The organism is Qipengyuania gelatinilytica, from assembly GCF_019711315.1.
GTDB classification, from domain to species: Bacteria; Pseudomonadota; Alphaproteobacteria; order Sphingomonadales; family Sphingomonadaceae; genus Qipengyuania; species Qipengyuania gelatinilytica.
Genome location: NZ_CP081294.1, coordinates 1790002 through 1816832, shown reverse-complemented (window position 1 = coordinate 1816832; position 26831 = coordinate 1790002). Strand labels below are relative to the sequence as shown.

The window sequence follows — 26831 nt, the reverse complement described above, 5'->3', positions numbered from 1 at the left end:
TCTAGCCGCTAAGCGGCACCTTGCCAACCGCCATTTTGGCAACTGGCGTACGCTTGCGTGCAATCCATGCAACCCGCTCAGGGCAGTGCGATAACGCTTGTTTGCCGCCCTGTGGTGGGTTTGGAGCGGTGGGTGGCCCGGCGAAACGAATGGAAGCGCGCCTCGTCGGCATAGGTGTCGAGCGCGAGATCCGCGATTCGCCCCGCCCCTCCCCGCTTCAGGCGGTGCGCCACATAGGCAGGCAGGTCGAACTGGAAGTGTCCCGGCCGGCCGCGGGCGAAGAAGCGTTCGTCCCCGCTATCGAATTGCTCGCGAAAGCCCTCGTCCACCTCGTAGCTCGCCTGCGCGATCGTCGGACCGATGACCGCCGCGATATTCGCGCGGTTCGCGCCGAGCCGCTCCATGGCGTCGAGCGTATTTTCGAGCACACCCGCGCGGGCGCCGCGCCATCCGGCATGCGCGGCCCCGACCACGCCAGCTTCGCGGTCCGCCATCAGGACCGGCGCGCAATCCGCCGTGACGATGCCGATAAGAAGGCCGCGGCGGTCGGTGACGATGCCGTCGCCCTGGCGTTTCTCGCCGCCCGCCTCGCGCATCACCAGCACATCGGGGGAATGGACCTGTTCCAGCATGACCAGCGGCGCGCCCGGCAGCACCTTGCTGCCTTCCAGCCCCTCGCGGGTGGAAAATCCGTGCGGCACGCCTTCAAGCGCCTCGCTGGTCAGCACTTCAGCCAAGGGAGCGCGTGACCTGCTCGAAGGTGTCGCGCGACAGCTTGGGCGCAGCAGCGATCCGCTCCAGCTGCTCGCGCATCATGGCCGAGCGAACCGGCTCCATCTTGCGCCAGCGCCCGAGCGAGGGGACGAAACGTGCCGCGGTCTGGGCATTGATCGGATCGAGCTCGAGAATGAGGTCGGCAATCAGCCTGTACCCCTCGCCCGAGGCTGCATGGAAGCCATGCGGATTGACTGCAAACCCCATGTAGAGCGAGCGCACGCGGTTCGGGTTCTTCATCGTGAAATCCTCGTGCTGGGCCAGCGCCTTCACATGCTCGATGACGTTGGGATGCAGCGACATCGCCTGGAGCGAGAACCACTTGTCGACGACCAGCGCATTGTCCCGATAGCGATTGTAGAAATCGAGCAGGCGGCCCGTGCGCTCGGCGCTGTCGATGCCGGTGAGAACCATCAGCGCGCCCTGCCGGTCAGTCATGTTGTCGGCGCGGTCGTACTGGTGCGCGGCAAGTTCGGCCGCCTTCTGCGGATCGCTGGCCGCCGCATAGACGAGGACGAGGGTCTTCAGCTTGCGCGCGCCCTTGGCCTCCGCGCTCTGCGAATAGGGGACCGCTTCTGCCCGCTCGTAAAGCCGGTGCAGCTCGTCCTTGAGTTCCGTGCCGATGGTGGCTTTCAGGGATTCGCGTTCTTCGAAAATCCGGCCCGGATCGGCTGCTTCGATCTGCTCCATGATGTAGGTCTGGCTGGGCATGGAAAGCAGCTCGCCGCGCATGAGGTCGTCGAGCGCCTCGTCCGCGATGACACTGCGAAGCGCGGTGACGATGTCCGTCGTTCCGGCCGCGCGCTCCTCATCGCCAAGCTCGCCCTTGCTGGCCGCGACAAGGTGCCCGACCATCAGGTCCTGCATCGCCTCGTACCGGGCGAAAGGATCGTCATCGTGGCGCGCGAGGAAGACGAGGTCGCTGCGCTCGATATTCCTGCTGATCGTGACCGGAGCCGAGAAGGTCCGGTTGATCGAGAGGACCGGCAGTTGCGCAAAGCCGGGGAAGCGGAACGTGTCGCTCTCCGTGTCGAGCACGACCAGCTGTTCACCCGAATGTTCGGCGCTCTCGCGGTCGAACAGTGCGATCTTGAGCGGGATCGGCATGGGCTTCTTGCCGGTCTGTCCCGGAGTATCCGGTACCACCTGCGAAAGCGTGAGCACCGCTTCACCGCCTTCATGCGCAAGCTCGACACTGACCCTGGGCGTCCCTGCCTGCGAATACCACAGGCGGAACTGGGTGAGGTCCAGCCCCGCACCATCCTCGATCGACTTGATGAAATCCTCGCAGGTCGCCGCCTCACCGTCGTGGCGGTCGAAATAGAGATCGGTGCCTTTGCGGAAAGCCCCCTCGCCCGCCATCGTGCGCATCATGCGGATGACTTCGGCGCCCTTGTTGTAGACCGTGGCGGTGTAGAAATTGCTGATCTCGCGGTAGCTGTCAGGCCGGATAGGGTGCGCCAGCGGGCCGCTATCTTCGGGGAACTGCGCCCCGCGCAGCACGCGCACATCCTCGATCCGCTTGACCGGCTCGGACCCCATGTCCTGGCTGAACAGCTGGTCGCGCAAGACGGTGAAGCCTTCCTTGAGCGATAGCTGGAACCAGTCGCGGCAGGTGATGCGGTTGCCCGACCAGTTATGGAAATATTCGTGACCGATCACGCCTTCCACGCCGTCGAAATCGCCATCGGTGGCGGTTTCGGGGTCGGCGAGGACGTATTTCGTATTGAAGACGTTGAGGCCCTTGTTCTCCATCGCGCCCATGTTGAAATCGGACACTGCGACGATGTTGTAGAGATCGAGGTCGTATTCGCGCCCGAACACCTCCTCGTCCCATTTCATCGAGCGCTTGAGGCTCTCCATGGCGTGCTCGGTCCTCTCGAGATCGCCGTCGCGTACCCAGACATTGAGTTCCACCTCGCGCCCGTTCATCGTGGTGAAGCTGTCGTTGCGGGCGACGAGATCGCCGGCCACCAGCGCGAAGAGATAGGAGGGCTTGGGCCAGGGATCGTGCCATTCGGCCCAGTGGTCATCGCCATCGCTGCCCTCGTCCACCTTGTTGCCGTTGCACAGGAGGATCGGGAATAGCGCCTTCGGTCCGCTCATCTTCACGGTATAAGTCGACAGGACATCGGGGCGATCGGGGAAGAAGGTGATGCGCCGGAAGCCTTCGGATTCGCATTGCGTGCACAGCATGCCGTTCGACGCATAAAGGCCCATGAGCTGCGAATTGGCGCTCGGCTCGATCTCGGTGACGATCTCGATCGTGTGACTGTCACCCTCCAGCGTCACCACGAGGTCGTCGCCATCCATCGTGTGACCGGCGCAGTCGCCTCCATCACATTTGAGCGAAACCAGCTTCGGCCCGTCGCCATTGAGGCGGATGGTGGGCGTGGGATCGGCGGCGGGATTGCGCTCGACCTCGAGTGTCGCGGTGATGCGGGTCTTGTCGATCCCGAGTTCGAAATCGAGCCGGGTCGCAGGCACCAGCCAGGCAAAAGGCGTATAATCCTCGCGCCGGATCTCGGGCGGGGCCTTCGGCTCGACGGCGGCGTCGGCCATTTCGATGTTCCCGTCGGGGGTCGTGGGGGTGCGCGCGATATCCATGTTTGTCCTGCCTCGAATGTCTGTTTGGCAATTCCTGTGTCACCTGGACCAACGCCCGTCGAGTGTTTGCGTTCATTCGGCGGAACGCTTGTGCAGACCGATTGACAGCATGGCCGCGACAGAGCAGCCAGCTTCTCCAAGGGAGGAAGGGTTATGTTCGATCTGCTCGCGGCCAGCGCGGCAAGCTTCGATGTGGAAGCGGCAACGCGCGCCTATCTGGATACCTTGCAGGGTCCGGCGCGGGCGAAGTCCGACGCCTATTTCGAAGGGGGTTACTGGCTGATCCTGTTCGGGACCCTCATCGGGGTCCTGATCGACTGGCTGATCCTGCGCTTCCGCATGGCCAGGGCCTTCCGCGACCTGGGCGAGCGTTGGTTCAAGCGCCGTTTCGGCGTCACCTGGCTGACCGCACTTCTCTATCTCGTCGTCGGCGCAGTCCTCGCGCTGCCGTGGTCGATCTACACCGGCTACTGGCGCGAGAAACAATACGACCTGCTCGACCTCGGCTTCGGGGCATGGCTGGGCGAGCAGATGATTGGTCTCGCCATCAGCCTCGTCATCGGGCCGATCATCGTGGCGATCATCTATGCCGTGATTGCCCGCGCCCCGCGCAGCTGGTGGCTGTGGGGAACGGGCGTGACCGGCGTGTTCCTCTTCGTGCTCGGAATGCTGGCCCCGGTGTTCCTGTCCCCGCTGTTCAACGAATATACCGAGATGGAAGAAGGCCCATTGCGCGACCGGATCGTGGCCATGGCGCAGGCATACGATGTCCCTGCCGACAACATCTATGTCTTCGACCAGTCGAAGCAGCACAAGCGCATTTCGGCCAATGTCTCCGGCTTCGGACCCACGATCCGCATCTCGCTCAACGACAATTTGCTCGAACGGACGAGCGAAGAGGAAATCGTTGCCGTCATGGGCCACGAGCTCGGGCATTATAAACTCGGTCACGGGCTGACCCGTACGCTCATGATGCTCGCGGTCATCGGCCTCGGCCTGTTCCTCGTGAGCATTCTCGCGCCGAAGCTCATTGCGCGCAAAGGTGCGGACTGGGGCGTGAAGGATGTCGCGGACCCCGCGTCGATCCCGGTGCTGAGCCTGCTGCTGTCGATCTACTTCATGCTGGCGACGCCGCTGTTCAACAACATCACGCGCGTGCAGGAAAACGAGGCCGACGCCTTTGGTCTCGAAGCCGCACAGGAGCCGGACGGATTTGCACGCGCCGCAATGCGCCTGTCCGAATACCGCAAGCTGGAGCCGGGCGACCTGGAGGAGTTCATCTTTTTCACCCACCCCTCTGGCGAAAACCGCGTACGGCGTTCGATGCAGTGGAAAGCCGACAATGTCGAAAATCCACAGATCGAAACGCCGCCGGAAGGCTATCTGGACGCCGAATGACTCGCCTGCTGATCTTCGGACTTGGCTACACCGCCTCGCGCATTGCAGGAGCCATGCGCGATCGCGGGTGGCAGGTCGATGCGACGGGGAGCGCGGGCAATCTCGATTTCAATGATCGGGATAGCGTGTCGGAGGCGCTGGAAAAGGCGACGCACGTCCTTTCCTCGGTCCCGCCGGACCGCGAAAGCGGTCTCGATCCGGTGCTCGACACCTATCGCGAGGTGATGGGCAAGGCCTGGTACGGCTATTTGTCTTCGACCGGTGTCTACGGCGATGCCGCAGGTGCATGGGTCGATGAAAGCTCGCCCACCGGCACCGGCAGGCGAAGCGCGCGCAGCGATGCGGATGCGCTCTGGCTCGATCTTGGCGCACGGGTCTTTCGCCTCCCGGGTATCTACGGACCGGGACGCAGCATTTTCGACCGGCTGGAACAGGGCAAGGCACACCGGATCGACATGCCGGGGCAGGTCTTCAGCCGGTGCCATGTCGACGATATCGCCGCCGGCGTCGTCGCTGCCCTTGCCGGCGATGCTCCGGAAGGCGCCTACAACCTGTCCGACGATCTGCCGGCCAGCCAGAATTGCGTGGTCGAGGAGGCGTGCCGGATCATGGGTGTCGAGCCGCCACCTCTCCAGACCATCGAGGAAGCGGATCTCTCGCCGATGGCGCGCGGTTTCTATGCCGAGAACCGCAGGGTCGCGAATGGCAAGGCAAAGCGCGTGCTCGGCTGGGAGCCGCGCTATCCGACCTATCGTGAAGGCCTCGCGGCGATCAGGGCTCGGGCGTAGCGCGGCGCGGCGGCGGTGCGCTACGCCCGCGTAGCGCCACCACCATGCCGAGCAGCGTGATCGCGGCCCCGGCAGCGGGCAGCGGGCCCCAGACGAAGCCTTCGAACAGCGTCGACAGGATCATCGCAACGATCGGCACGATGACCGAGCTGTAAGCGGCCTGTCCCGCCCCGACCTTGCGCACGAGGCCGTAATAGAGCGGGAAGGTAATCACCGAACCGGCAAGGCCGAGGTAGAGGATGCCGAGCGAATAGGCAGGCCGCGTGTCGAATTGCGGCGGACCCTGCGTGAGCAGCGCGAAACCGGCGTTCAGCACCACGCCGACGACCATCGACCACGCAAGCAGGGTCAGCAGCGGCTGGCGTTTGGCGCCTTCCATTGCCTGCACGATATTGGCGGCACTGGCCGACAGGATACCGCCCACGGTCAGCCCTGCTCCGAGCAGCACTTCGCCGAGCGTTGCAGGCGATGCGCGCCATTCCTGCGCAAACAGCATGGCCACGCCGACAGCCGCAATCGTGGAGCCGAGCACGAATTCGCGCCGGATCGGCTGGCCGAGGACGAACTTGCCGAGGATCGCATTGGGCACCACCAGCAGGGCGAACATCACCGCCACCAGCCCCGAGGTAATGAACTTCTCGGCATTGTAGACGAAGCTGAAATTGAGGCTGAACTGGAACAGGCCGAGCGCCAGCGCCCAGCGCCAGCCTGCGCGCGGCAAGGCCAGCGGCTCGCCCCGCAGTTTCGCGAGGACGAACATACCGGCGGCGGCCACGATAAAGCGCCAGGTGATCGACCAGCTGGCGGGGACCGACGAGATCTGGTCGCGGATGACCAGCCATGTCCCGCCCCAGATCAGGCTGACGAGCAGGAAAGCGGCAAGGTTGCGTGGGCTCAGCAGGCTTTCGCCGCCCGGTGATGCGCTCATAGGTCCGCGATCGCTTTCGCAAGGGCGCGGGCATCTTCCTCGCGCGTGTTCCAGGCCGTTACGAAGCGAGCCGCATCGGCGCCCCAGTCGTAAAATTCGAAACCCTTGGCGCGAAGCGCTTCACGTTCGGCAGCGGTGCAGCGCACGAAAAGCTCGTTGGCCTCGACAGGATGCATCAGCCGTTCGCCACAAGCCGTGGCGATCTCGGCCGCAGCCGCATTGGCTGCGCGGCCGTTCGAGAGCCACAAATCGCCATCGAGCATGGCGTGGATCTGCGCAGCGAGATAGCGGCCCTTGCTCTGCAAATGTCCCGCGCGCTTGCGGCGATAGAGCGCGACATCGGCAAGCGCCGGATCGAAGAAGACGATCGCTTCCGCGCTCATCCCGCCATTCTTGACGAAGCCGAAGCTCAGCGCATCGACCTGCCCGGCAACTTCGCCTGCCGGCAGGTCGAGGAAGGCGGCAGCATTGGCGAAGCGCGCTCCGTCCATGTGCAGGCCGAGGCCGCGTTCGTCGGCCAGCGCCCTGAGGCCGGCGACCTCCTCGGGTCGATAGCTGCGCCCGTATTCGCTCGCCTGCGTGATCGAAATCGCATGCGGCTGGACCTGGTGGACATCGTCGCGGATCGGATCGATCACATCGAGGACCGAGCCGCGGTCGATCTTCGCACCTTCGCCCTCGGCCAGAAGAAGCTTGGCGCCGTGGAGGTAGAAACCGGGCGCGCCGCCTTCGTCCATCTCGATATGCGCTTCGCGGTGGCAGACGACCGCTCCGTGTGGCTGCACCATCGTCGCAAGCGCGAGGCAATTGGCCGCAGTGCCGGTTGCCACCCAGAGGCACTTCGACTCACGTCCGAACAGGGATGACATCTTCTCATCGAGCGAAGCACTCAGGCCGTCACCGTCATAGGGCGAATCAGGCGCATCGGCAGCGCGCATGGCGTCCCAGACCTCGGGATGAACACTGGCGGCATTGTCTGACAGGAATTTCATCGGAACGCCTGTAGCGAGCGATGCGTTGGTTGCACAGCAAGGAAAGAATACAACATGGGTACCGCAGAAATCGAAATAGAGCGTCACGACAGGGTCACCCACGGTGATTATGTTGCGCAACTGCCCGATGTGAATGGCACGGCCAAGCTAAGCTGGACCATGCGCGAAGGCGTTCGTCATGCCGAGCATACTTTCGTCCCGCCCGCAGCGCGCGGTCGAAACATCGCCGCCAAGCTGGTCGAGGCGCTGGTGAGCGATGCGCGGAGCCATGGCTTCAAGATCGCCCCCGACTGCTCCTATGTCGAACGCTACTTCGACCGCCACGAAGAGCTGGCCGACCTGCGCGCCTAGGTCGCAGGCGCGCCCTTTGTTTCGAGCAGCTCCGAGAAGTCGGCGCTGGAAATGCTCCGGCTGATCTCGTCGCGCCAGCGCCGCGCTTCGGCAATCGGCATGCCGTGGATGCGCAGTCGTCCGCCAGCGAGGCCGAAATGGAGGCTGGCATAACCGCGTAGCCTTGCGAGCGGCCCCTGCCTGATATCGACAGACTGCAGCTTGACCCGCGAGCCGATGGCAAGGCTCGGCGAAAACCAGCCATGCCGCGAATAGACTTGGCGCTCCCCGAGCGCGCGATAGTCGTGCTTCCAGCGCCAGAATTGCTCGGCCAGCGTGAACACGAGACCGGCGGCGGGCAGCAGCCAGAACCACGCACTCCCGACCACGGCGACAACGGCAGTCACCGGGATCAGGACGAGCATTGCCAGTACCGCCTTGTCGATGCGGTATTCGGGCATTGCGCGCTGCCAACCGGTTTGCGCTGGCGGCAGCTCAAACCCGGTCACCCCGACCACAGGCTGGATCTCCTCCATCTGGCCGAAGGGAACCGCATCGTGGTTCGCCCCGCCGCTATCGCTGGCGAGGCTTATGATCTTGAGCGAATGCCAGCCGAACAGGCGGCGCACGAAGCCGGTGTTGAGACGCAGCGCCTGCACACGGTGCAATGGCATGACGAGGTCGGTGCGCGTCAGCAGTCCGCGGCGGCGGCGCAGGCCCTTGGCTGTCCGCTCGAGCCGGAAGTCCCATTCGCGCAGCGTCGTTCGCACCAGTCCCGTGGCAGTACCGAGAAGGGCCAGCATGGCCGCCGCGATGACGATCCCGGCGACCTGTGCCAGCGGACCGATTCCCGCGAGCCATTGCCCGGGTCCTGCGAGCCGCTGCTCCCATTCGTCGACGTTCCAGAGATCGAATGGCAGGAGAAATTCGAATTGCTGCGCGAGGCCACCGATCACCGCCACAACGGCAAGCGAGAATTCGAACAGGCCGAAGGTGAAGACGCGCTTCGGGCCCATCGCGAAGATCGTATCGGCCTGTTCGGGCGCGCGTCCCGCGTCCGGTTCGCTCGCCTCATCCAAGCCTTCGCGCCGGTTGCGGACCAGTTCGCGCAGGCGCTCGCCCTCGCTTTCGGACAAATAGGTGAGCGACAGGTCGTCCTTGCCGCCGGCGCCGGTTTCGAACTTCACCTCGACCAGCCCGAACAGGCGCGGCAGCAGCTTCTGCTCGAGGCTCACGTCCTGGATACGCTCGAACGGCACCGATCGTGCGGCGCGTGAGAGAACGCCGCTCTCCACGCGTATATCGGTCGCGCCCACGGTATAGGTCAGCTTGGTCCACTGGAGATAGGCGACCACGAGATTGAAGAGGATGATCGCCGCGATAATGGGTGCTGCGACAGCCATCTTGCCGCTGAAATCGCCATCGTCGAAGATGGTCATCGCCGCTACGCCGAGCGGGATGACCAGCTGCGCGAGCATCATGGCCGCGCGAACGATGAATCCCTTGGGATCGGTCCGCCGGTAGTCCGGCTCGCGAGCGGTCATTGCGTATCGCGCCGGATTGCCGCGCGGATTTCCTCGCGCATCGCGATTGCATCCTCATGCGCGAGGCCGGGCAGCGACACGGAGGCATTGTGCGATCCCGCCGTGTGGACGGTCAGCGTAGCGAGGCCGAAGCCGCGTTCGAGCGGCCCCTGCCCCACGTCGATATGCTGCACGCGGCCGAAGGGTACGACGGTATCGGAATGGAAGAGCACGCCGCGCACCACGCGCAGGCGCTCTTCCACGACCGAATATCCCCGCGTGGCATATCGGCGCATCGGCAGGTAGAAGACGAGATAGGCAACCACGAGGACGGCCGGCGCCCAGATGATCCCGGTCCATCCGGGAATCGCAAACTCGGCGATGCTCGCACCAACCAGCACAGCTACTGCCACCAGGGCCGCGACGAGGCGCATCATCGTCTTGTAGCGCGGGTCGAGCTGGGTGAGGTTTTCGCTTTCGTCCATACCGCTTTATCTATGCAATACAGCGTGGACGATCAACGCCTTTGATCGAACCTGCGCCCGACGATCGCGGCGGCGATATTGGTCTTCTGCACATCGGTCGTGCCGCCCGCGATGCCCCATGCGAAACCGTCGCGAACGCGCTGCTCCATGCCGTATTCCTTGTGATAGCCGTAGCCGCCCATCACCTGCATCCCGTTGGCCGTGACGCTCCGAACGATCTCGTTGGCGAAGCATTTCGCGGTCGAACTTTCGTAAACGCTCGGCAGGCCGTCCTCATTGTGTTCGGCATTGGCCGCCGCGCGGTAGATGAGGAGCCGCGCGGCCTCGACCTGCATTGCCATTTCGGCAAGCCGCATCTGCACCGCCTGGAAATCGACGATGGGCTTTCCGAAGGCCTGCCGCTCCTGGACATATTCGGTCGCCTGCTCGAGTGCCGCTGCCGCCAAGCCGAGCGACTGCGTGGCATTGCCGCAGCGTTCGAGCCCGAAGGCGCTCATCAGCTTGCCGAAGCCGCCCGCGGGAAGAATTACGTTTTCCTCCGGCACTCTCACGCCGTCGAAGATGATGTCGCGCGTTTCGATCCCGCGAAAGCCCATGAGCTGCTCACGCTTGCCGAAGGAGACGCCTTCCATTTCCTTTTCGACCAGCAGCGCCCCGATGCCCTTTGCCCCGGGTGCGTCGGAGAGGCGTGTGTAGACGACGTAATAATATGCGTGCCCCGCTCCGGAGGTCCAACGCTTGGTTCCGTCGAGGATGTAATGACAATTCTGGAGAAATCCGTTGGTCGTCAGATCCGTCAGCGCGGTTCCGGCATCGGGTTCCGACATGGAAACAGCCACGGTCGCCGCGCCCCTGACGACCCGAGGAATGATTTTCGCTTTCAGCGCATCCGATCCGAATCGCTCGATCGTCCTGACCGGCCCGACCAGTGCCTCGAAGATCGGAAATGCCACGGCATTCGAGATCATCGCGAACTGTTCGAGCACCAGCAGCGCCTCGAGATGGCCGAGTCCCAGCCCGCCATATTCTTCGGGCAGGTTCACGCCGAGAAAGCCCATCTCGCCATAACGGACCATCATCTCCGACGGGACGGAGAAATCCTTCTCCTCCATCTCGCGCGCAAGATCGGGCAATTCCTTTCTCGCGAATGTGCGCGCCGCGTCTTGCAGCTCGCGCTGTTGCTCGGTCAGGCGGAAATCCATCGTGCTCTCCCTTTGGAAAAGGAGTGCCGCGATGGGTGGCTATGCGCAACCCGGTTCTTGGTCACGGCAGTCAAAGTACGACTGCACGTCGCCGCCACTGCGGCGGAGCCAAGCGACGCGGACGCGTCGCGCCCGGCGTTTGAGGGTCCAAACAAAAAAGAAAATGGTGCTGCTGGGGAGGATTGAACTCCCGGCCTCACCCTTACCAAGGGTGCGCTCTACCACTGAGCTACAGCAGCACATGGTGCCCGCGAGAAAACCGTTGCGGGGTGGAGGCGCGCGCTATTGGCAGACGCGGCGCATAAGTCAACCTTCGCTTGCCCCCGAAAGCGAATTTCGCAAAAGGTTGCGCCATGAGTGCTGCCGACGACAAGATGACTCGCGAGGAACGCCTCGCCGCGAAACTTCGCGAGAACCTCCGCCGCCGCAAGGCCCAGACGCGGGAAATGCGCGAATCGGAAGATACAGGTCTTTCCAAGGATGGGTCTGACCGCTAACGCGCAGTGCTCCTAGGGGAAAACCGGAGTAATCATGTCGAAGCTGATCCTCGTTCGCCACGGCCAGAGCGAGTGGAACCTCGCCAACCGTTTCACCGGCTGGTGGGATGTAGACCTCACCGAGAAGGGCGAGGCGGAAGCGCATGAAGCCGGCGAACTGATGAAAGCCAAGGGCGTCCTGCCCACCGTCGCCTTCACCAGTGTCCAGAAACGCGCGATCAAAACGCTCAATATCGCGCTCGAGGCTTGCGAGCGGCTATGGATACCCGTGACCCGCGACTGGCACCTGAACGAGCGCCACTATGGTGGCCTCACCGGTCTCGACAAGCAGGAAACCCGCGACCGGCACGGTGACGAGCAGGTGCACATCTGGCGCCGCAGTTTCGACGTGCCGCCGCCCGAACTCGAAGCGGGCAGCGAATTCGACCTGTCGGACGACCCGCGCTACGACGGCGTGGACGTGCCGCGTACCGAAAGCCTCAAGCTCACCATCGAACGCGTGCTGCCCTACTGGGAAGAGGTGATCCTGCCGCAGCTCGCCAAGGGCGAGAACGTGATCATCTCCGCCCACGGCAACTCGCTGCGCGCGCTGGTAAAGCATCTTTCGAACATTTCCGATGACGAGATCACCGGCCTCGAAATCCCGACCGGCCAGCCGATCATCTACGACTTCGACGGCGCCACGCCCGTCGGCGAACGCTATTACCTGAAGGACGCCTGACATGAGCCAGGGGGAGGCAAAAGTCGCTATCGTCATGGGCAGCCAGTCCGACTGGAATACCATGAAATGTGCCGCCGAGGTGCTGGAGGAACTGGGCGTCGCAACCGATGTCCGCATCGTTTCCGCCCATCGCACGCCCGACCGGATGTACGATTTCGCCAAGGCCGCCGAAGCCGACGGTTTCCACGTGATCATCGCAGGCGCAGGCGGCGCGGCGCACTTGCCCGGCATGATTGCGGCGCTCACCCATGTCCCCGTGCTCGGTGTACCGGTGCAATCGAAGGCGCTTTCCGGACAGGACAGCCTGCTCTCGATCGTCCAGATGCCTGCCGGCGTCCCGGTCGGCACGCTGGCAATCGGCGAGGCCGGGGCGACCAATGCCGGTCTCTTCGCCGCCGCGATCCTCGCCAATGACGACAAGGAACTGGGCCAGCGCCTCAAGGACTGGCGGAAGGCACGCAGCGAGGCCGTAAACGAAAGGCCCGTCGACTGATGCTGGCGCGCGGCTCGACGATCGGCATCCTCGGCGGAGGCCAGCTCGGCCGGATGATGGCCATGAGCGCCGCCCAGCTCGGCTATCACACCATCGGCTATGCCCCCGAGGGCGACAATGTCAGCGGCCCGGTCAACGACGATTTCGTCACCGCCGCGTGGGACGATGGCGAGGCCCTCGCCTCCTTCGCCGCGCGTTGCGACGTCGTGACATGGGAATTCGAGAATGTCCCCGTCGACACAGCGCGCGCCATCCCTGCCGACAAGATTTTCCCCGGCCCCCTCGCGCTCGAAACGGCGCAGGACCGGCTGACCGAGAAGCGCTTCATCGAAGGCCTTGGCGGGCGACCGGCTGCCTATGCCAAGGTCGATTCGAGCCTCGACCTCGTCGCCGCAGTGGACCGCTTGGGTGCCCCCGGCATCCTCAAGACCCGCCGCGACGGCTATGACGGCAAAGGCCAGTGGCGCATTGGGTCGTCGCGCGATGCGGATGCCCTGCGCTTTCCCGACGTTCCCTGCGTCTACGAAGGCTTCGTGGAGTTCGATGCGGAATTCTCGGTCATCCTCGTACGCGGACAAGACGGCGAGATCCGTTTCTGGGATTCGACCCGCAATGTGCACGAAGGCGGCATACTAGCGGCATCGCATTTCCCGGCCGGCAATTCCGTAAGCGAACAGGTCGCCCCGGCGCGCGAACTGGCGCGCAAGGTTGCCGATGCACTCAAATATGTCGGCGTGCTCACGCTCGAATTCTTCGCCACCCATGAAGGCCCGATCTTCAACGAGATGGCACCGCGGGTGCACAATTCGGGCCACTGGACGATCGAAGGCGCCGCCACCAGCCAGTTCGAAAACCACATCCGTGCGGTTGCCGGCCTGCCGCTGGGCGATACGCGCACCACGGCGAGCGCGGTGGAAATGCGCAACATCATCGGCAGCGAGATCGACGGCGCACACGCGCTGCTGAAGGACAACGCCGCGCATTTGCACGACTATGGCAAGGCCGAGGCGAGCGAAGGGCGCAAGATGGGCCACGTCACCCGCCTGTTCCTCGACACCCGCGGATGAGCCTCTTCCTGATCTATGCGCGCGCCGCCAATGGCGCGATCGGCAAGAACGGCCAGCTGCCCTGGCACCTGCCTGCCGACCTCAAGCGCTTCAAGGCGCTCACCATGGACAAGCCCATGATCATGGGCCGCAAGACCTTCGAGAGCCTGCCCGGCCTCCTGCCCGGACGCCGCCACATCGTGCTGACCCGCAAGGAGCGCTGGGATTCGACCGGCGCCGAAGTGGTCCGCTCGGTGGACGAGGCAATCGCGAAAGCGGGCGAAGGTGACATCGCGGTGATTGGCGGTGCGGCAATATTCGACGTGTTCATGCCCCTCGCCGAACGGATCGAGCTGACCGATATCCACGAGGAATTCGACGGCGACGTCTTCATGCCGCCGCTCGGGCCCGAATGGGAAATCGCAGGGCGCGAAGACCGCGATGCGAAGGACGATCGGCCCGCCTATTCCTTCCTGACTTACACTCGCGTGGGCGAGACTGCGGAATGAAGCGCCGGATCGGCATCGGCTTCGTAGTCATTCTCATAACGGCCCTGCTGGGGTTCTTCATCTTTGCGCCTGCCTATATCGAACGCGACCTCAATCGCATCGACGGCGAGCCGCTGATCGAGGTCAGCCAGGAAGCGCGCGATCTCCACGCCGACCTTGAGATCGTCGACCTGCATTCGGACACGCTGCTGTGGAAGCGCGACCTGCTCGACCGCGCGGATCGCGGCCATGTGGATTTGCCGCGCCTCAAGGCCGGCAACGTCGCGCTGCAGGTTTTCTCGAGCGTAACGAAGTCGCCGCGAGACCAGAACTACGATTCGAACACGGGCGAAACCGACAACATCACGCCGCTGGTGATCGGCCAGCTACAGCCAATCCGCACCTGGAATAGCCTGCTCGAGCGTTCGCTCTGGCACGCGACCAAGCTGGACCGCGCCGTCGAGGAAGAGCGCGACACGCTGTTCCAGATACACGGGCAGGAAGACGTCGATCGCTTGCTGCGTTCACGCGAATCCGGTCGGGACAGCGTTGGCGCGATGCTTTCGATCGAGGGCCTGCACAACCTCGAAGGCGACCCCGCAAATCTTGAAAAGCTCCACGCGGCGGGCTTTCGCATGGCGGGGCTCACGCACTTCTTCGACAACGAACTCGCCGGCTCGATGCATGGCGTCGACAAGGGCGGGCTGACCGACATGGGCCGCGCGGTGGTGCGCCGGATGGAAGAGCTCGGCATGATCGTGGATATCGCGCATTGCAGCCCGGCCTGCGTCGCCGACATCATTGCCATGGCCCGCCGTCCCATCGTCTCGAGCCATGGCGGCGTGCAGGCGACCTGCGAGGTGAATCGCAACCTCACCGACGACCAGATTCGCGGCGTGGCGCGCACCGGCGGGATCATCGGCGTGGGCTATTGGGACGGGGCAGTATGCGACACCTCGCCGCGCTCGGTTGCCAGGGCAATGAAGCATATCCGCGATCTCGTCGGCATAGAGCATGTCGCCCTTGGTAGTGATTTCGATGGCTCGGTCACGACCCGTTTCGACACAAGCGAGCTGACACAGGTGACACAGGCGCTGATGGACGAAGGGTTCACCGAAAAGGAAATTCGCGCGGCCATGGGCGGAAATGCCCTGCGCGTCCTTGGCGCCGGGATCGAACCGATGGAGGCCGCCTCGTGAGATTTCTCGACCACCGCGAACCGCTCCCCGAAAGCCTGCGCGGCGCGATCATCGCGCTGGGCAATTTCGACGGCTTCCACCTCGGCCACCAGGCCGTGGCGAAGGAAGCGATCGACTGGGCGCGTGCGGAAGGCCGCCCCTCTATCATCGCGACTTTCGACCCGCATCCGGTCCGCTTCTTCAAGCCAGACGCCGAACCGTTCCGCCTGACCACGCTCGAGCAGCGGCAGGAACTCTACCTTGCGGCAGGCGCCACCGCGATGCTGGTGTTCCATTTCGACGGCGAGCTTGCCGGCACCACGGCAGAGGATTTCGTCCGCGTGTTGCTGGCCGAAAAACTCGGCGTGAAAGGCGTCGTCACCGGCGGGGACTTCACTTTCGGCAAGGCACGCGGCGGCAATTTCGAGAAACTTGTCGAGCTCGGCAAGGAAGTCGGGATCGAGGCGCGTGCAGTCGATCCGGTGATGGATGGCGGCGCGCCCGTATCCTCCAGCCGCGTGCGCGAGGCTCTGCGCGAGGGCGATCCGCAGGAAGCCGCACGCCTCCTCACCCGCCCCTTCGCGATTCGCGGCGTGGTCCAGCATGGCGACAAGCGCGGGCGCGAGATCGGCTATCCCACCGCCAATCTCTCGATCGAGCATTACCTGCGCCCGAAATACGGCATTTACGCCGTGACGGGCCGCATCCTTTCGACCGGGCAGGAGCTGAAAGGCGCAGCCAATATCGGCGTGCGCCCGCAGTTCGAACCGCCCAAGGAACTGCTCGAACCCTATTTCTTCGATTTTTCCGGCGATCTGTACGGCCAGGAAATCGAGGTGGCCTTCCATCACTTCCTGCGCGGCGAGGCGAAATTCGATCACCTCGACGATTTGATCTCGCAGATGGAGAAAGATTGCTTGGAGGCCCGCCATCTTCTAAGCGCGCGCGGCAATGACTGAACAGCGCGATTATCGAGACACGGTCTTCCTTCCCAAGACCGATTTTCCCATGAAGGCCGGCCTCCCCCAGAAGGAGCCGAAGATCCTTGCGCGCTGGCAGGACGAAAACCTCTACCAGCAGCTGCGCGAAGCCCGCGAAGGCCGCGAGAAGTTCATCCTCCATGACGGCCCGCCTTACGCCAATGGCGACATGCATATCGGCCATGCGCTGAACCGCATCCTCAAGGACATGGTGGTGCGTAGCCAGACGCTGCTCGGCAAGGACGCGCCCTTCGTGCCCGGCTGGGACTGCCACGGCCTGCCGATCGAATGGAAGGTCGAGGAACAGTTCCGCAAGAAGAAGCGCGACAAGAACGCGATCCCTGCGAGCGAATTCCGCGCCGAATGCCGCGCCTATGCGCAAAAATGGGTCGACGTTCAGCGCGAACAGCTCAAACGCCTCGGCCTGATGGCGGATTTCGACAATCCCTACCTCACCATGCAGTTCGAAAGCGAAGCGACCATCGTTGCCGAGCTGATGAAGTTCGCCGAGGCCGGAAATCTCTATCGCGGATCGAAGCCGGTGATGTGGTCGCCGGTCGAAGAAACCGCGCTGGCCGAAGCCGAGGTCGAATACGAGGACATCACCTCGACCCAGATCGACGTGGCGTTCGAGATCGTGGAATCGCCGATCGAGGAACTGGTTGGTGCTCATGCGGTGATCTGGACCACCACACCGTGGACGATCCCGGTGAACCAGGCTTTGGCCTATGGGCCGGATGTTGAGTATGTTCTGCTGCACTTGAACGCGTGGAGAGGCGGCCAAGGCGGTGGAGGCGCATCACCCAGTCATATTCTCGTCGCAAAAGATCGACTGGATGCTTTGGTCGAACGTTGGCAAATCGACGCTCATATCGTCGATTGGGAGGGCAAAGGCTCTGACCTCGCCGGAACCGTCGCGCGTCACCCGATGCACCATCTCGGCGGGTTTTACGCCAAGCCCCGCCCCCTGCTCGCGGGCGATTTCGTCACCACGGACAGCGGCACAGGCCTCGTCCATATGTCGCCCGATCATGGCGAGGACGACTTCCTGCTCTGCCGCGAGCACGGCATCGAGCCGGTCTTCGCGGTCATGGGCGACGGGCGCTATCGCGACGATTGGGAATGGCTCGGCGGTAAAGATGATCGCCGACGCGCGGTCATCAACAAGGCTTTCAACGCGCCCGAAGGCCCGATCTGTTCGGACCTGCGCGAACATGGGACGCTGCTTTCGGCCAGCGACGATTACACGCACTCCTACCCGCATTCGTGGCGCTCGAAGGCCAAGGTCATCTATCGCTGCACGCCGCAATGGTTCGTGCCGATGGACAAGCCGCTCGACGTGGGCGACTTCGACGTCGCCGTACCCGAGGGCTTCGGCGCGGCTGTCGCCATGGCCACGAGCAAGGACCACTCTACCTTGCGCGAAATCGCCATGCGCGAGATCGAGCGGGTGAAGTTCTATCCCGAAAAGGGCCGCCGCCGCATCGGCTCGATGGTCGAAGGCCGCCCCGACTGGGTGCTCAGCCGCCAGCGCGCATGGGGCGTGCCGATCACGCTCTTCGTGAAGGCCGACGGTACCTATCTGCAGGACCCCGCGGTCAACGCCCGCGTGGTCGAGGCGGTCAAGGAGAAGGGCGTCGATGCCTGGGACGAAAGCCGCAAGGCGGAATTCCTCGGCGCTGATCATGACCCGGGCGAATTCGAGATGGTCACCGACATTCTCGACGTCTGGTTCGATTCGGGCTGCACCCACGCCTTCACGCTGGAAAGTGGCCGCTGGCCCGACTTGCGCTGGCCCGCCGACCTCTATCTCGAAGGCAGCGACCAGCATCGCGGCTGGTTCCAGTCGAGCCTGCTCGAAAGCTCCGCCACCCGCGGCCGCGCGCCCTATGACGCGGTGCTGACCCACGGCTTCACCATGGCGAGCGACGGCAAGAAGATGTCGAAGAGCCTCGGCAACACCATCGATCCGCTCAAGGTCATGGAACAGTACGGCGCCGACATCATCCGCCTGTGGGCGCTGTCGGTCGACTTCACCGAAGACCACCGCATCGGCGATGAAATCCTGAAAGGCGTGGGCGACCAGTACCGCCGCCTGCGCAACACCTTCCGCTACCTCCTCGGCGCGCTCGACGGCTTCGTCGGCGACATGGGCGATGCAGGCGAGATTCCTGAGCTGGAGGTATACATCCTCGCGCTGCTGGCGGATCTCGACGGCAAACTGAAGAAGGCGCTCGAAGAGTACGACTTCAACACCTACACGCGCCTGCTGGTCGATTTCTGCAACGAGGACCTGTCGGCCTTCTACTTCGATATCCGCAAGGACACGCTCTATTGCGATGGTCCGGATTCGACGCGCCGCAACGCTTATCGCACCGTGCTCGACCTCTTGTTCCACGCGCTGGTCCGCTATGCCGCGCCGGTGCTGGTCTTCACGGCAGAGGAAGTCTGGACCACGCGCTATCCCGAAGGGGGCAGCGTCCACTTGCTCGACTGGCCGCCGGTCATGGGCGTTACCGCCGACGGCGCGCGCTGGGAGCGGCTACGCGCGCTTCGCGAACGCGTGACCGAAGCGATCGAGCCGCTGCGCCGCGACAAGACCATCCGTTCCAGCCTCGAAGCCGATGTGGTGGTGCCGGCCAGCGCCGTGCCCGAAGGCTTCTCCGACGAAGATCTCGCAGAACTGTTCATCACCGCGTCAGTGACGCGTGGGCAGAGCGACGAGGTGACTGTCTCGCGCACCGATGAAAACAAATGCGGCCGCTGCTGGCGCCTGCTGCCTTCCGTTGAGGAAGACGGCGCGCTGTGCGATCGCTGCGAGCCGGTCGTCGCCCAACTGGACGCTGCACAATGAACCAGCTGCTGAAACTGCGCCTGTTCGGCGTCCTGATCGCCTTCGTCATTTATGGCGTGGACCAGTGGATCAAGGCGCTCATGGTCGGACCGCTCAACCTGCGCGAAGTTCGCGTGATCGAGCTGCTGCCCTTCTTCGACCTGCGCTGGACCCAGAATTTCGGCGTCTCGATGGGCCTGTTCGAAGCGGACAGCATGGAATCGCGCTGGATCCTCGTAGGGGTCACCGCGCTGATCGCGCTGGTGGTGACGATCTGGATGTTCCGCGAAAAGCTGTTCGGCGATATCCTCGGCCTGTCCTTCATCCTCGGAGGCGCGCTGGGCAATATCAAGGATCGCTACGAACTGGGCTATGTGATCGACTATGCCGATCTTCACATCGGCGAGTTCCGTCCGTTCCTCATTTTCAACGTAGCCGATGCCGCTATCACCATCGGCGTCGTCATAATCCTTGTGCGCGCCTTCCTGATGCGCGACAAGGACGATCAAGAGGTCGATGACCTCATGGAAGGCAAACCGGCAGACGCCGCGGAGAGCAATTGATGAATATGTACGCCCGTATCGCCATTCTCGGCGCAACCGCGAGTATGCTGGCCGCATGTGGCGGCGGCGGTTTCCTGAACCGTGAACGCCCCGACGAATTTGCCGTGCAGCGCCAGGCGCCGCTGGTGGTCCCGCCCGACTTCAACCTCGTGCCCCCGGCACCGGGCGCTCCGCGTCCGGCCGAAGGCACTGCTGCAGAGCAGGCTCTCGAAGCGCTGTTCGGCGGCCCTGCCCAGCGCAGCGGCGTCGAAACCTCGGTCCTCGACCGCGCCGGTGCAGCAGACCCGGGCATCCGCTCGATGGTCGGTTCGGAAGACACCAACACGGTCGCCAAGGGCACCGTGACCCGCGACATCATCGCCGCCCCCGAGGGTGACGGTGCATCGGCGCAGGCCGTAATCCCCGGCTGACGCCGGGAATTACTGATTCCCTAGTTTATAGAGCCCGCCTCCGCGGGCTCATCCTCGGCGCTATTTCGACGCGTGACCGCGTCGAGCACCTGCGGGCGCGCAGTCGCGCTTGCCGGGCCTCCGCCGGCCCGGCCCTCGCGCTAGACCGTAATTTTTCGGATTAACTCTTGGTCACGGCAGTCATAGGGCGACCGCCCGCCCGCAGCGGGTGCAGCTTGCTGCACGTCTAGCGAGGACGAACCGACGGGGGTCGGTTCGAAACGCGAAAACTATATCGCGTAGTCTTCCGGAGCGTCGCTGTTCGCCTTGGGAGCGATTTCGCTCACCAGCACCTTGTCGATCCGGCGTTCGTCGAGGTCGATCACCTCGAAGCGCCAGCCCTGTTCCTCGAAAAACTCGCCCTCGACGGGCAGCTTCTTCATCACCGCGAGGCAGAAACCCGCCACCGTGGCGAACTCGCGGTCATCGCCGTAAACGAGGCCCAGCCGGTCCGCGAGCGCATCGGCAGATAGCGATCCGGCTACGAGAAGCGAGCCATCGGCACGCTCGACGATGCCCGGGGAATCGCCCGGATCCTGGTCGCTGGCGAAATCGCCGACCAGCGCGGTCAACAGGTCGACCGGGGTCACGATCCCGTCGAGGTGGCCGTATTCGTCATGCACCATGGCCATGGCGATATCTGCCTGCTGGAGCACGCGCAGCGCATCGACCGCATCGAGCTGGTCTGGCACGACCTCGGCCTTGGTCATCAGCGTTTCGAGATCGACGCTACCACCGGCCAGCATCGCGCTCAGCACTTCGCGCACACGCACGAGGCCCATCACCTTGTCGGGCGAGCCGTCCGCCACCGGCCAGACCGAATGCGGGCTTTCGTCGAGCAGCACGCGAATGGCCTCCTCGTCCGCGTTGACGTCGATCCAGTCGAGTTCGGTGCGCGGCGTCATCACCTCGCGCACCGGTCGCTCGGCAAGCCGCACGACGCCCGCGAGCATCTGGTGCTGTTCGGTTTCGATAATGCCCGTGCGTGTCGCTTCGGCGAAGAGCATGTGCAATTCTTCTGCCGTTACCGCGCTTTGGCCTGCAGGACGCACGCCCAGCGCACGGATCAGCAGGCCCGACGAAGTATCGAGCAGCCACACCAGCGGAGCAGCCACCCTTGCGAGCAACGCCATGGGACCCGCCATGGCAATGGCGATCGGAACTGCGGCCCGAAGCGCGACCTGCTTGGGAACCAGTTCGCCCACGACGAGGCTGAAATAGGTTGTCAGCGCGATCACGAGCGCGAAACCGGCCTGGTCGGCCCAGTCGGCCGGTACGCCGAGGACTGCCAGCCGCTCGCCGACAGGGCCGCCGAGGCTCGCCCCGGAGTAAGCGCCTGCGATGATGCCGACCAGCGTGATGCCGATCTGCACGGTCGAAAGGAACTTGCCGGGGTCCGAAGCCAGCGAGATGGCCGACTTCGCGCCAAGGCTCCCCTGCTGTGCGGCAGAGCGCAATCGCGAGGTCTTGGCGGAAACGATTGCCAGCTCGCTCATGGCGAAAACGCCGTTGAGCAGGATGAGCCCGGCAATGATGAGCAGATCGGTCCAGGGAAAGGGTGTCACAAGGGCTTCGCTAGCACAAAAGTGCAGCGCTGCCAGCGGTTCTCGGAACAGGCTGTGAATTGATGTGTTTGGAAACTTCTAGAGGCGCTGGTGGGCGCGTCCCACCGCACCCGGCCGTCCAAGAGGCAACAAAGCCCGGACAAGACGGTCAGAATGAAGGGGAATTTAAAATGAAAACATCACGGATTTTTCTCGCAGGACTGTCTTCGATCGCCCTGCTTGGCACCTCGGCTTGCGTTACCGACCCGAACACGGGTGAAAAGAAGGTTTCGCGTACCGTTCTCGGCGGTGTCGGCGGCGCTGTTGCCGGCGGCCTGCTCGGCGGCGTGATCGGCGGCAAAACCGGACGTATCATCGGTGCGGCAGCTGGCGGCGCAGCCGGCGGCTATGTCGGTTACCGCATGGACCAGCAGATCAAGGAACTGGAAGAGCAGACTGCCGGTTCGGGCGTCGATGTGACGGAAGTCGATGGCGGCGAAGCCATCCTCGTGAACCTGCCCGATGGCGTGACTTTCGCCACCGGCAGCGCGACGATCAACACCGCGTTCCGCGCTACGCTCGACAATGTCGCTGCCAACCTCGTCCAGTATCCCAACAGCCTGATCGACGTTTACGGCTACACCGACACGACCGGTTCGGATTCGCTCAACCAGCGCCTGTCCGAACAGCGCGCGCAGGCTGTTGCCAATTACCTCATCAGCCGCGGCGTCAGCTCGTCGCGTATCCGCTGGGAAGGCTATGGCGAGCAGTACGAGCACCTTAAGATCAAGACTGCCGACGGAGTGAACGAACCGCTCAACCGCCGCGTCGAAATCAAGATCATCCCGTTCGACCAGGATGACGTGGATGCTGCACAGGGTAACTGATGCAGATGCGCCCGTAACAGGGCAAGGCTGATCCGAGACCTTCGGAAAGTCGCGTAAGGGGAGCCGGCCAACCAGCCGGTTCCCCTTATTACTTGGTTCTGGAGGAAACCGCCGCCGCGCGTTCGGCGAGGTGATCGATGGTCGCGCCATGGATCGCAGGTGCGCTTGCCACCACGCCGAAGGCGCGCGGGTCGCGCTTGTTGTAGTTGAGCTTGCGGCCGAAGCTGTCGGAGACGGCTGCGCCTGCCTCGCGCGCGATCAGGCCTGCTGCGGCAATGTCCCATTCGAAACCCCAGCGCAGCGTCGCCACGAGGTCGGCCTCGTCCGCAGCCACCATCGCGATCCGCAGGGCGATCGAGTTGGGCTGGTCGACCTTGGTCAGCATGCGGTCCTGCTTCATCAGGTCTGCTGCAGGAACACGGGCCCCTGCAAATTCGCTGCGGGTCGATGCGATGAGCTTCTGTCCGTTGCGCGTCGCGCCCTGGCCGGCAACCGCCTGCCAGACTTCACCGCGCGCAGGGGCGCAGAGCGTGCCGATCAACGGCCGACCGTTACTGATGAGCGCCACCGAGACCGCCCAGCCTTCGCGGCCGCGGATGAAGTCGCGCGTCCCGTCGACCGGATCGACCATCCAGATGAGATCGTGGTCGAGCCGCGCAGGATCGTCGGAGGTTTCCTCGGACAACCATCCCGCCGAGGGCAGCAGCGCGCCAAGCTCGCGCTTGAGGAAGGCATCTACGGCGAGGTCAGCCTCGCAGACGGGGCTGCCCGGCTCCTTTTCCCACGAGCGCAGCTCTGCACCCGCGCCGGGCCACAGGCCATGCGCGATCTTGCCGGCTTCAGCGACAATAGATTCGAGTCGTTTGCTGTCGATCATGGGATTTCGGTCGCCCTGCACCGGAAAACGGCACTTTTCAAGCGGGCCTACGTATGCTTATGCGCACCGCGACTCCCTTCACCCAAACCGCGCATCTGCGCGAAGGACCAGACCCCCGATGAACATTCACGAATATCAGGCCAAGGAACTCCTCGCGAAATACGGCATCGCCGTTCCCGCAGGACACGCAGCAATGACCGTCGAAGAAGCGGTCGCAGGCGCGAAACAGCTTCCCGGGCCGCTCTATGTCGTGAAGGCGCAGATCCACGCCGGTGGCCGCGGCAAGGGCAAGTTCAAGGAACTCGGCCCCGATGCCAAGGGCGGCGTCCGCCTGTCGAAGAGCATCGAGGAAGTCGAAGCCAACGCCAAGGAAATGCTCGGCAACACGCTGGTGACGATCCAGACCGGCGACGAAGGCAAGCAGGTCAACCGCCTCTATGTCACCGACGGCGTCGACATCGAAAAGGAATACTACCTTTCGATGCTGGTCGACCGCGCCACCGGCCAGGTCGCCATGATCGCCTCGACCGAAGGCGGCATGGACATCGAGGACGTCGCGCATGAGACGCCAGAGAAGATTACCACCATCACCATCGATCCGGCGCAGGGCTTCATGCCCCACCACGGCCGTGCGGTGGCCTTCGCGCTCAAGCTGACGGGCGACACCAACAAGCAGGCGCAGAAGCTCGCCAAGCAGCTCTACACCGCCTTCATGGACCTCGACATGGAAATGCTCGAGATCAACCCGCTGGTGGAAGACAAGGAAGGCAACCTCCTCGTCCTCGACACCAAGATGAGCTTCGACGGCAACGCGCTCTACCGCCACAAGGACGTGGAAGCGATGCGCGACGAGACCGAGGAAGACCCGGCCGAAGTCGAGGCATCGGAATACGACCTCGCCTACATCAAATTGGACGGCAACATCGGCTGCATGGTCAATGGCGCAGGCCTCGCCATGGCGACGATGGATATCATCAAGCTCAACGGCGCCTTCCCGGCGAACTTCCTCGACGTAGGCGGCGGCGCGACGACCGAGAAGGTCACCGCGGCGTTCAAGATCATCCTCAAGGACCCGGCGGTCGAGGGCATCCTCGTCAACATCTTCGGCGGCATCATGCGCTGCGACACCATCGCCGAAGGCATCGTGGTCGCCGCCAAGGAAGTCGAACTGGACGTGCCGCTGGTGGTCCGCCTCGAAGGCACCAATGTCGAGAAGGGCAAGGAAATCCTCGCCAACTCGGGCCTGCCGATCGTTCCGGCAGACGATCTTGGCGACGCCGCGCGCAAGATCGTGGCAGAGGTGAAGAAGGCGGCTTAAATCGCTGCAAAAGTCGGATTACGAAAAGCAGGGCGGGCTCCGGAAACGGTGTCCGCCCTTCGTTTTTAGGCGGAGGCTAGAGGCCTCGCGGGAACACTCGCTAGCGGCCCGCCTTATCTTAGCAAGCACTCGGCCCGCCCAACTTGACGTTTACGTAAACGCAAGCTAGGTGGGCGCCACAGTTTCTATCGAGAGGAAGGTAACTCGCATGAAAATCCTCGTCCCCGTCAAGCGGGTGATCGATTACAACGTCAAACCCCGCGTGAAGGCCGATGGCTCGGGCGTGGACCTGGCGAACGTAAAGATGAGCATGAACCCCTTCGACGAAATCGCCGTCGAAGAGGCGATCCGCCTCAAGGAAGCCGGCAAGGCGGAAGAAATCGTCGCCGTTTCGATCGGCCCGGCAAAGGCGCAGGAAACGCTGCGTACCGCGCTCGCCATGGGTGCGGACCGCGCGATCCTCGTCGAAACCGACGATGAAGTCGAACCGCTCGCCGTCGCCAAGATCCTCAAGGCGATTGCCGAGGAAGAAACCCCCGGCATCGTGATGCTGGGCAAGCAGGCAATCGACGACGATTCGAACCAGACTGGCCAGATGCTCGCAGCCCTCATGGGACGTCCGCAGGGCACCTTCGCCAACACCGTCGAAGTCGATGGCGACAGCGTCGTCGTGAAGCGCGAAGTCGACGGCGGTCTCGAAACCGTGAAGCTCACGCTTCCGGCCATCGTCACCACCGACCTTCGCCTGAACGAGCCGCGCTATGCCTCGCTGCCGAACATCATGAAGGCGAAGAAGAAGCCGCTCGATACCAAGAGCCCGTCCGATTACGGCGTCGACACCGCGCCGCGCCTCAAGACCACCAACGTCTCCGAGCCGCCGGTTCGCCAGGCAGGCGAAAAGGTCGAGGACGTCGATGCGCTGGTCGCCAAGATCAAAGCGCTCGGCATCGCGTAAGACCCCGGACTTCGAAAGGAACAGAACTATGAAAACTCTCGTCTGGGTCGAACACGACAATGCCGAGATGAAGGACGCAACGCTGGCTGCCGTGACTGCCGCCAGCAAGCTGGGCGAAGTCCACCTGCTGGTCGCAGGTTCGGGCTGCCGCGCAGTGGCGGAACAGGCTGCAAAGGTTGCCGGTGTGGGCAAGGTCCACCTCGCCGACGATGCGGCTTACGAGCACGCCCTTCCCGAAAACGTCGCCCCGCTGATCGCCGATCAGATGGGCCACCACGACGCTTTCGTTGCGCCCGCCACCACCACCGGCAAGAACATCGCACCGCGCGTCGCAGCCCTGCTCGACGTAATGCAGATTTCGGACATCCTTTCGGTCGAAGGCGACAAGACCTTCACCCGTCCGATCTACGCCGGCAACGCGATTGCGACAGTCGAAAGCTCCGACGCCAAGCTCGTCATCACCGTTCGCGGCACCGCCTTCGACAAGGCAGCCACCGAAGGCGGTTCGGGCACGATCGAAGAAATTTCGGGCGCAGGCGATGCTGGCACCTCCAGCTTCGTGAGCGCGGAAATCGCCGAGAGCGACCGTCCGGAACTCACCAGCGCCAAGGTCATCGTATCGGGTGGCCGTGCGCTCAAGGACGCGGAAACCTTCGAGCAGGTCATCACGCCGCTCGCCGACAAGCTCGGCGCAGGCATCGGCGCATCGCGCGCCGCGGTCGATGCGGGCTATGTCCCCAACGATTACCAGGTCGGCCAGACCGGCAAGATCGTGGCACCGGAAGTCTACATCGCCATCGGCATCTCTGGCGCGATCCAGCACCTTGCCGGCATGAAGGACTCCAAGACGATCATCGCGATCAACAAGGACGAAGACGCCCCGATCTTCCAGGTCGCCGACATCGGCATCGTCGGCGATCTCTACAAGATCGTGCCGGAGCTTACTGAAAAGCTTTGACGCAAATTCTGATGTAA

General features: G+C 63.7%; 26 protein-coding genes and 1 tRNA gene. 17 read left to right on the top strand and 10 right to left on the bottom strand.

What is annotated here, in order from left to right:
- Positions 1-77 precede the first annotated feature (77 nt).
- Both pgeF and pepN read right to left on the bottom strand, forming a co-directional pair.
- Positions 78-737, bottom strand: coding sequence for a peptidoglycan editing factor PgeF (gene pgeF, locus K3136_RS09090; RefSeq protein WP_221429998.1), 660 nt, complete (start codon positions 735-737; stop codon positions 78-80).
- The gene (pepN, locus tag K3136_RS09085; RefSeq protein ID WP_221429997.1) at positions 730-3381 is read right to left on the bottom strand and encodes an aminopeptidase N; all 2652 of its coding nucleotides are present in this window, start codon (positions 3379-3381) and stop codon (positions 730-732) included. Before pepN ends, pgeF begins: the two co-directional genes overlap by 8 nt.
- A 153-nt stretch (positions 3382-3534) precedes the next feature.
- On the opposite strand from pepN, the gene K3136_RS09080 reads away from it, so the two are divergent.
- The gene (locus tag K3136_RS09080; protein WP_221429996.1) at positions 3535-4779 is read left to right on the top strand and encodes a M48 family metallopeptidase; all 1245 of its coding nucleotides are present in this window, start codon (positions 3535-3537) and stop codon (positions 4777-4779) included.
- Positions 4776-5567, top strand: a complete 792-nt coding sequence (locus tag K3136_RS09075) for a Rossmann-fold NAD(P)-binding domain-containing protein (protein WP_221429995.1) — start codon at positions 4776-4778, stop codon at positions 5565-5567. Before K3136_RS09080 ends, K3136_RS09075 begins: the two co-directional genes overlap by 4 nt.
- On the opposite strand, the gene K3136_RS09070 is transcribed toward K3136_RS09075, so the two are convergent.
- Both K3136_RS09070 and K3136_RS09065 read right to left on the bottom strand, forming a co-directional pair.
- Positions 5551-6495: a DMT family transporter gene (locus tag K3136_RS09070; protein ID WP_221429994.1), complete on the bottom strand. Its 945-nt coding sequence runs from the start codon at positions 6493-6495 to the stop codon at positions 5551-5553. The genes K3136_RS09075 and K3136_RS09070 overlap by 17 nt on opposite strands.
- Positions 6492-7487: a threonine aldolase family protein gene (locus K3136_RS09065; protein WP_221429993.1), complete on the bottom strand. Its 996-nt coding sequence runs from the start codon at positions 7485-7487 to the stop codon at positions 6492-6494. Before K3136_RS09065 ends, K3136_RS09070 begins: the two co-directional genes overlap by 4 nt.
- 54 nt (positions 7488-7541) lie before the next feature.
- Here K3136_RS09065 and K3136_RS09060 point away from each other — a divergent pair, with 54 nt between their 5' ends.
- Positions 7542-7838 carry a GNAT family N-acetyltransferase gene (locus K3136_RS09060; protein WP_221429992.1) on the top strand — a complete coding sequence of 99 codons (297 nt, stop codon included), beginning with the start codon at positions 7542-7544 and terminating at the stop codon, positions 7836-7838.
- Here the strand turns inward: K3136_RS09060 and K3136_RS09055 are convergent.
- From K3136_RS09055 to K3136_RS09040, 4 genes are all read right to left on the bottom strand, one after another.
- A complete protein-coding gene (locus K3136_RS09055; RefSeq protein ID WP_221429991.1) occupies positions 7835-9361 on the bottom strand; it encodes a PH domain-containing protein in 1527 nt (508 codons plus the stop codon). The genes K3136_RS09060 and K3136_RS09055 overlap by 4 nt on opposite strands.
- Positions 9358-9825 carry a PH domain-containing protein gene (locus K3136_RS09050; protein WP_221429990.1) on the bottom strand — a complete coding sequence of 156 codons (468 nt, stop codon included), beginning with the start codon at positions 9823-9825 and terminating at the stop codon, positions 9358-9360. The genes K3136_RS09055 and K3136_RS09050 overlap by 4 nt, the downstream gene beginning before the upstream one ends.
- 32 nt (positions 9826-9857) lie before the next feature.
- The gene (locus K3136_RS09045) at positions 9858-11027 is read right to left on the bottom strand and encodes an acyl-CoA dehydrogenase family protein (protein WP_221429989.1); all 1170 of its coding nucleotides are present in this window, start codon (positions 11025-11027) and stop codon (positions 9858-9860) included.
- A gap of 164 nt (positions 11028-11191) precedes the next feature.
- Positions 11192-11266 (bottom strand) — tRNA-Thr (locus tag K3136_RS09040).
- A gap of 114 nt (positions 11267-11380) precedes the next feature.
- Between K3136_RS09040 and K3136_RS09035 the strand changes: the two genes are divergently transcribed.
- The 10 genes from K3136_RS09035 to K3136_RS08990 are packed head-to-tail and all read left to right on the top strand — an operon-like array spanning position 11381 to position 20236.
- On the top strand, positions 11381-11524 hold the full coding sequence (locus K3136_RS09035) for a hypothetical protein (protein ID WP_221429988.1): 144 nt from the start codon (positions 11381-11383) through the stop codon (positions 11522-11524).
- Between the two features lie 34 nt (positions 11525-11558).
- Complete coding sequence (gpmA, locus tag K3136_RS09030; RefSeq protein ID WP_221429987.1) at positions 11559-12245, top strand: 2,3-diphosphoglycerate-dependent phosphoglycerate mutase; 687 nt, start codon at positions 11559-11561, stop codon at positions 12243-12245.
- A 1-nt stretch (position 12246) separates the two neighbouring features.
- Positions 12247-12738, top strand: a complete 492-nt coding sequence (gene purE, locus K3136_RS09025) for a 5-(carboxyamino)imidazole ribonucleotide mutase (protein ID WP_221429986.1) — start codon at positions 12247-12249, stop codon at positions 12736-12738.
- Entirely contained in the window at positions 12738-13805 is a 1068-nt protein-coding gene (locus K3136_RS09020) for a 5-(carboxyamino)imidazole ribonucleotide synthase (RefSeq protein WP_221429985.1), read from the top strand. Before purE ends, K3136_RS09020 begins: the two co-directional genes overlap by 1 nt.
- A complete protein-coding gene (locus tag K3136_RS09015) occupies positions 13802-14293 on the top strand; it encodes a dihydrofolate reductase (RefSeq protein WP_221429984.1) in 492 nt (163 codons plus the stop codon). The genes K3136_RS09020 and K3136_RS09015 overlap by 4 nt, the downstream gene beginning before the upstream one ends.
- The gene (locus K3136_RS09010; RefSeq protein WP_221429983.1) at positions 14290-15471 is read left to right on the top strand and encodes a dipeptidase; all 1182 of its coding nucleotides are present in this window, start codon (positions 14290-14292) and stop codon (positions 15469-15471) included. The genes K3136_RS09015 and K3136_RS09010 overlap by 4 nt, the downstream gene beginning before the upstream one ends.
- Complete coding sequence (locus K3136_RS09005; protein ID WP_221429982.1) at positions 15468-16409, top strand: bifunctional riboflavin kinase/FAD synthetase; 942 nt, start codon at positions 15468-15470, stop codon at positions 16407-16409. Before K3136_RS09010 ends, K3136_RS09005 begins: the two co-directional genes overlap by 4 nt.
- Positions 16402-19284, top strand: a complete 2883-nt coding sequence (gene ileS / locus K3136_RS09000; RefSeq protein WP_221429981.1) for an isoleucine--tRNA ligase — start codon at positions 16402-16404, stop codon at positions 19282-19284. Before K3136_RS09005 ends, ileS begins: the two co-directional genes overlap by 8 nt.
- A complete protein-coding gene (lspA, locus tag K3136_RS08995; protein WP_221429980.1) occupies positions 19281-19826 on the top strand; it encodes a signal peptidase II in 546 nt (181 codons plus the stop codon). The genes ileS and lspA overlap by 4 nt, the downstream gene beginning before the upstream one ends.
- Positions 19826-20236 (top strand): DUF3035 domain-containing protein, encoded by a 411-nt coding sequence (locus K3136_RS08990; protein WP_221429979.1) that lies wholly within the window; start codon positions 19826-19828, stop codon positions 20234-20236. Before lspA ends, K3136_RS08990 begins: the two co-directional genes overlap by 1 nt.
- A gap of 269 nt (positions 20237-20505) precedes the next feature.
- On the opposite strand, the gene K3136_RS08985 is transcribed toward K3136_RS08990, so the two are convergent.
- Entirely contained in the window at positions 20506-21840 is a 1335-nt protein-coding gene (locus K3136_RS08985; protein WP_221429978.1) for a hemolysin family protein, read from the bottom strand.
- A 170-nt stretch (positions 21841-22010) separates the two neighbouring features.
- On the opposite strand from K3136_RS08985, the gene K3136_RS08980 reads away from it, so the two are divergent.
- Positions 22011-22706, top strand: a complete 696-nt coding sequence (locus K3136_RS08980) for a YiaD family glycine zipper/OmpA-like lipoprotein (RefSeq protein WP_221429977.1) — start codon at positions 22011-22013, stop codon at positions 22704-22706.
- Between the two features lie 88 nt (positions 22707-22794).
- Here K3136_RS08980 and K3136_RS08975 read toward each other — a convergent pair whose 3' ends face one another.
- Complete coding sequence (locus K3136_RS08975) at positions 22795-23583, bottom strand: 3'(2'),5'-bisphosphate nucleotidase CysQ (protein WP_221429976.1); 789 nt, start codon at positions 23581-23583, stop codon at positions 22795-22797.
- A gap of 118 nt (positions 23584-23701) precedes the next feature.
- Here K3136_RS08975 and sucC point away from each other — a divergent pair, with 118 nt between their 5' ends.
- The 3 genes from sucC to K3136_RS08960 all read left to right on the top strand — a co-directional run bounded on the left by sucC (position 23702) and on the right by K3136_RS08960 (position 26814).
- The gene (gene sucC, locus K3136_RS08970) at positions 23702-24901 is read left to right on the top strand and encodes an ADP-forming succinate--CoA ligase subunit beta (RefSeq protein WP_221429975.1); all 1200 of its coding nucleotides are present in this window, start codon (positions 23702-23704) and stop codon (positions 24899-24901) included.
- 208 nt (positions 24902-25109) lie between these two features.
- Positions 25110-25856, top strand: a complete 747-nt coding sequence (locus tag K3136_RS08965) for an electron transfer flavoprotein subunit beta/FixA family protein (protein WP_100260154.1) — start codon at positions 25110-25112, stop codon at positions 25854-25856.
- A gap of 28 nt (positions 25857-25884) precedes the next feature.
- Entirely contained in the window at positions 25885-26814 is a 930-nt protein-coding gene (locus K3136_RS08960; RefSeq protein WP_221429974.1) for an electron transfer flavoprotein subunit alpha/FixB family protein, read from the top strand.
- Positions 26815-26831 lie beyond the last annotated feature (17 nt).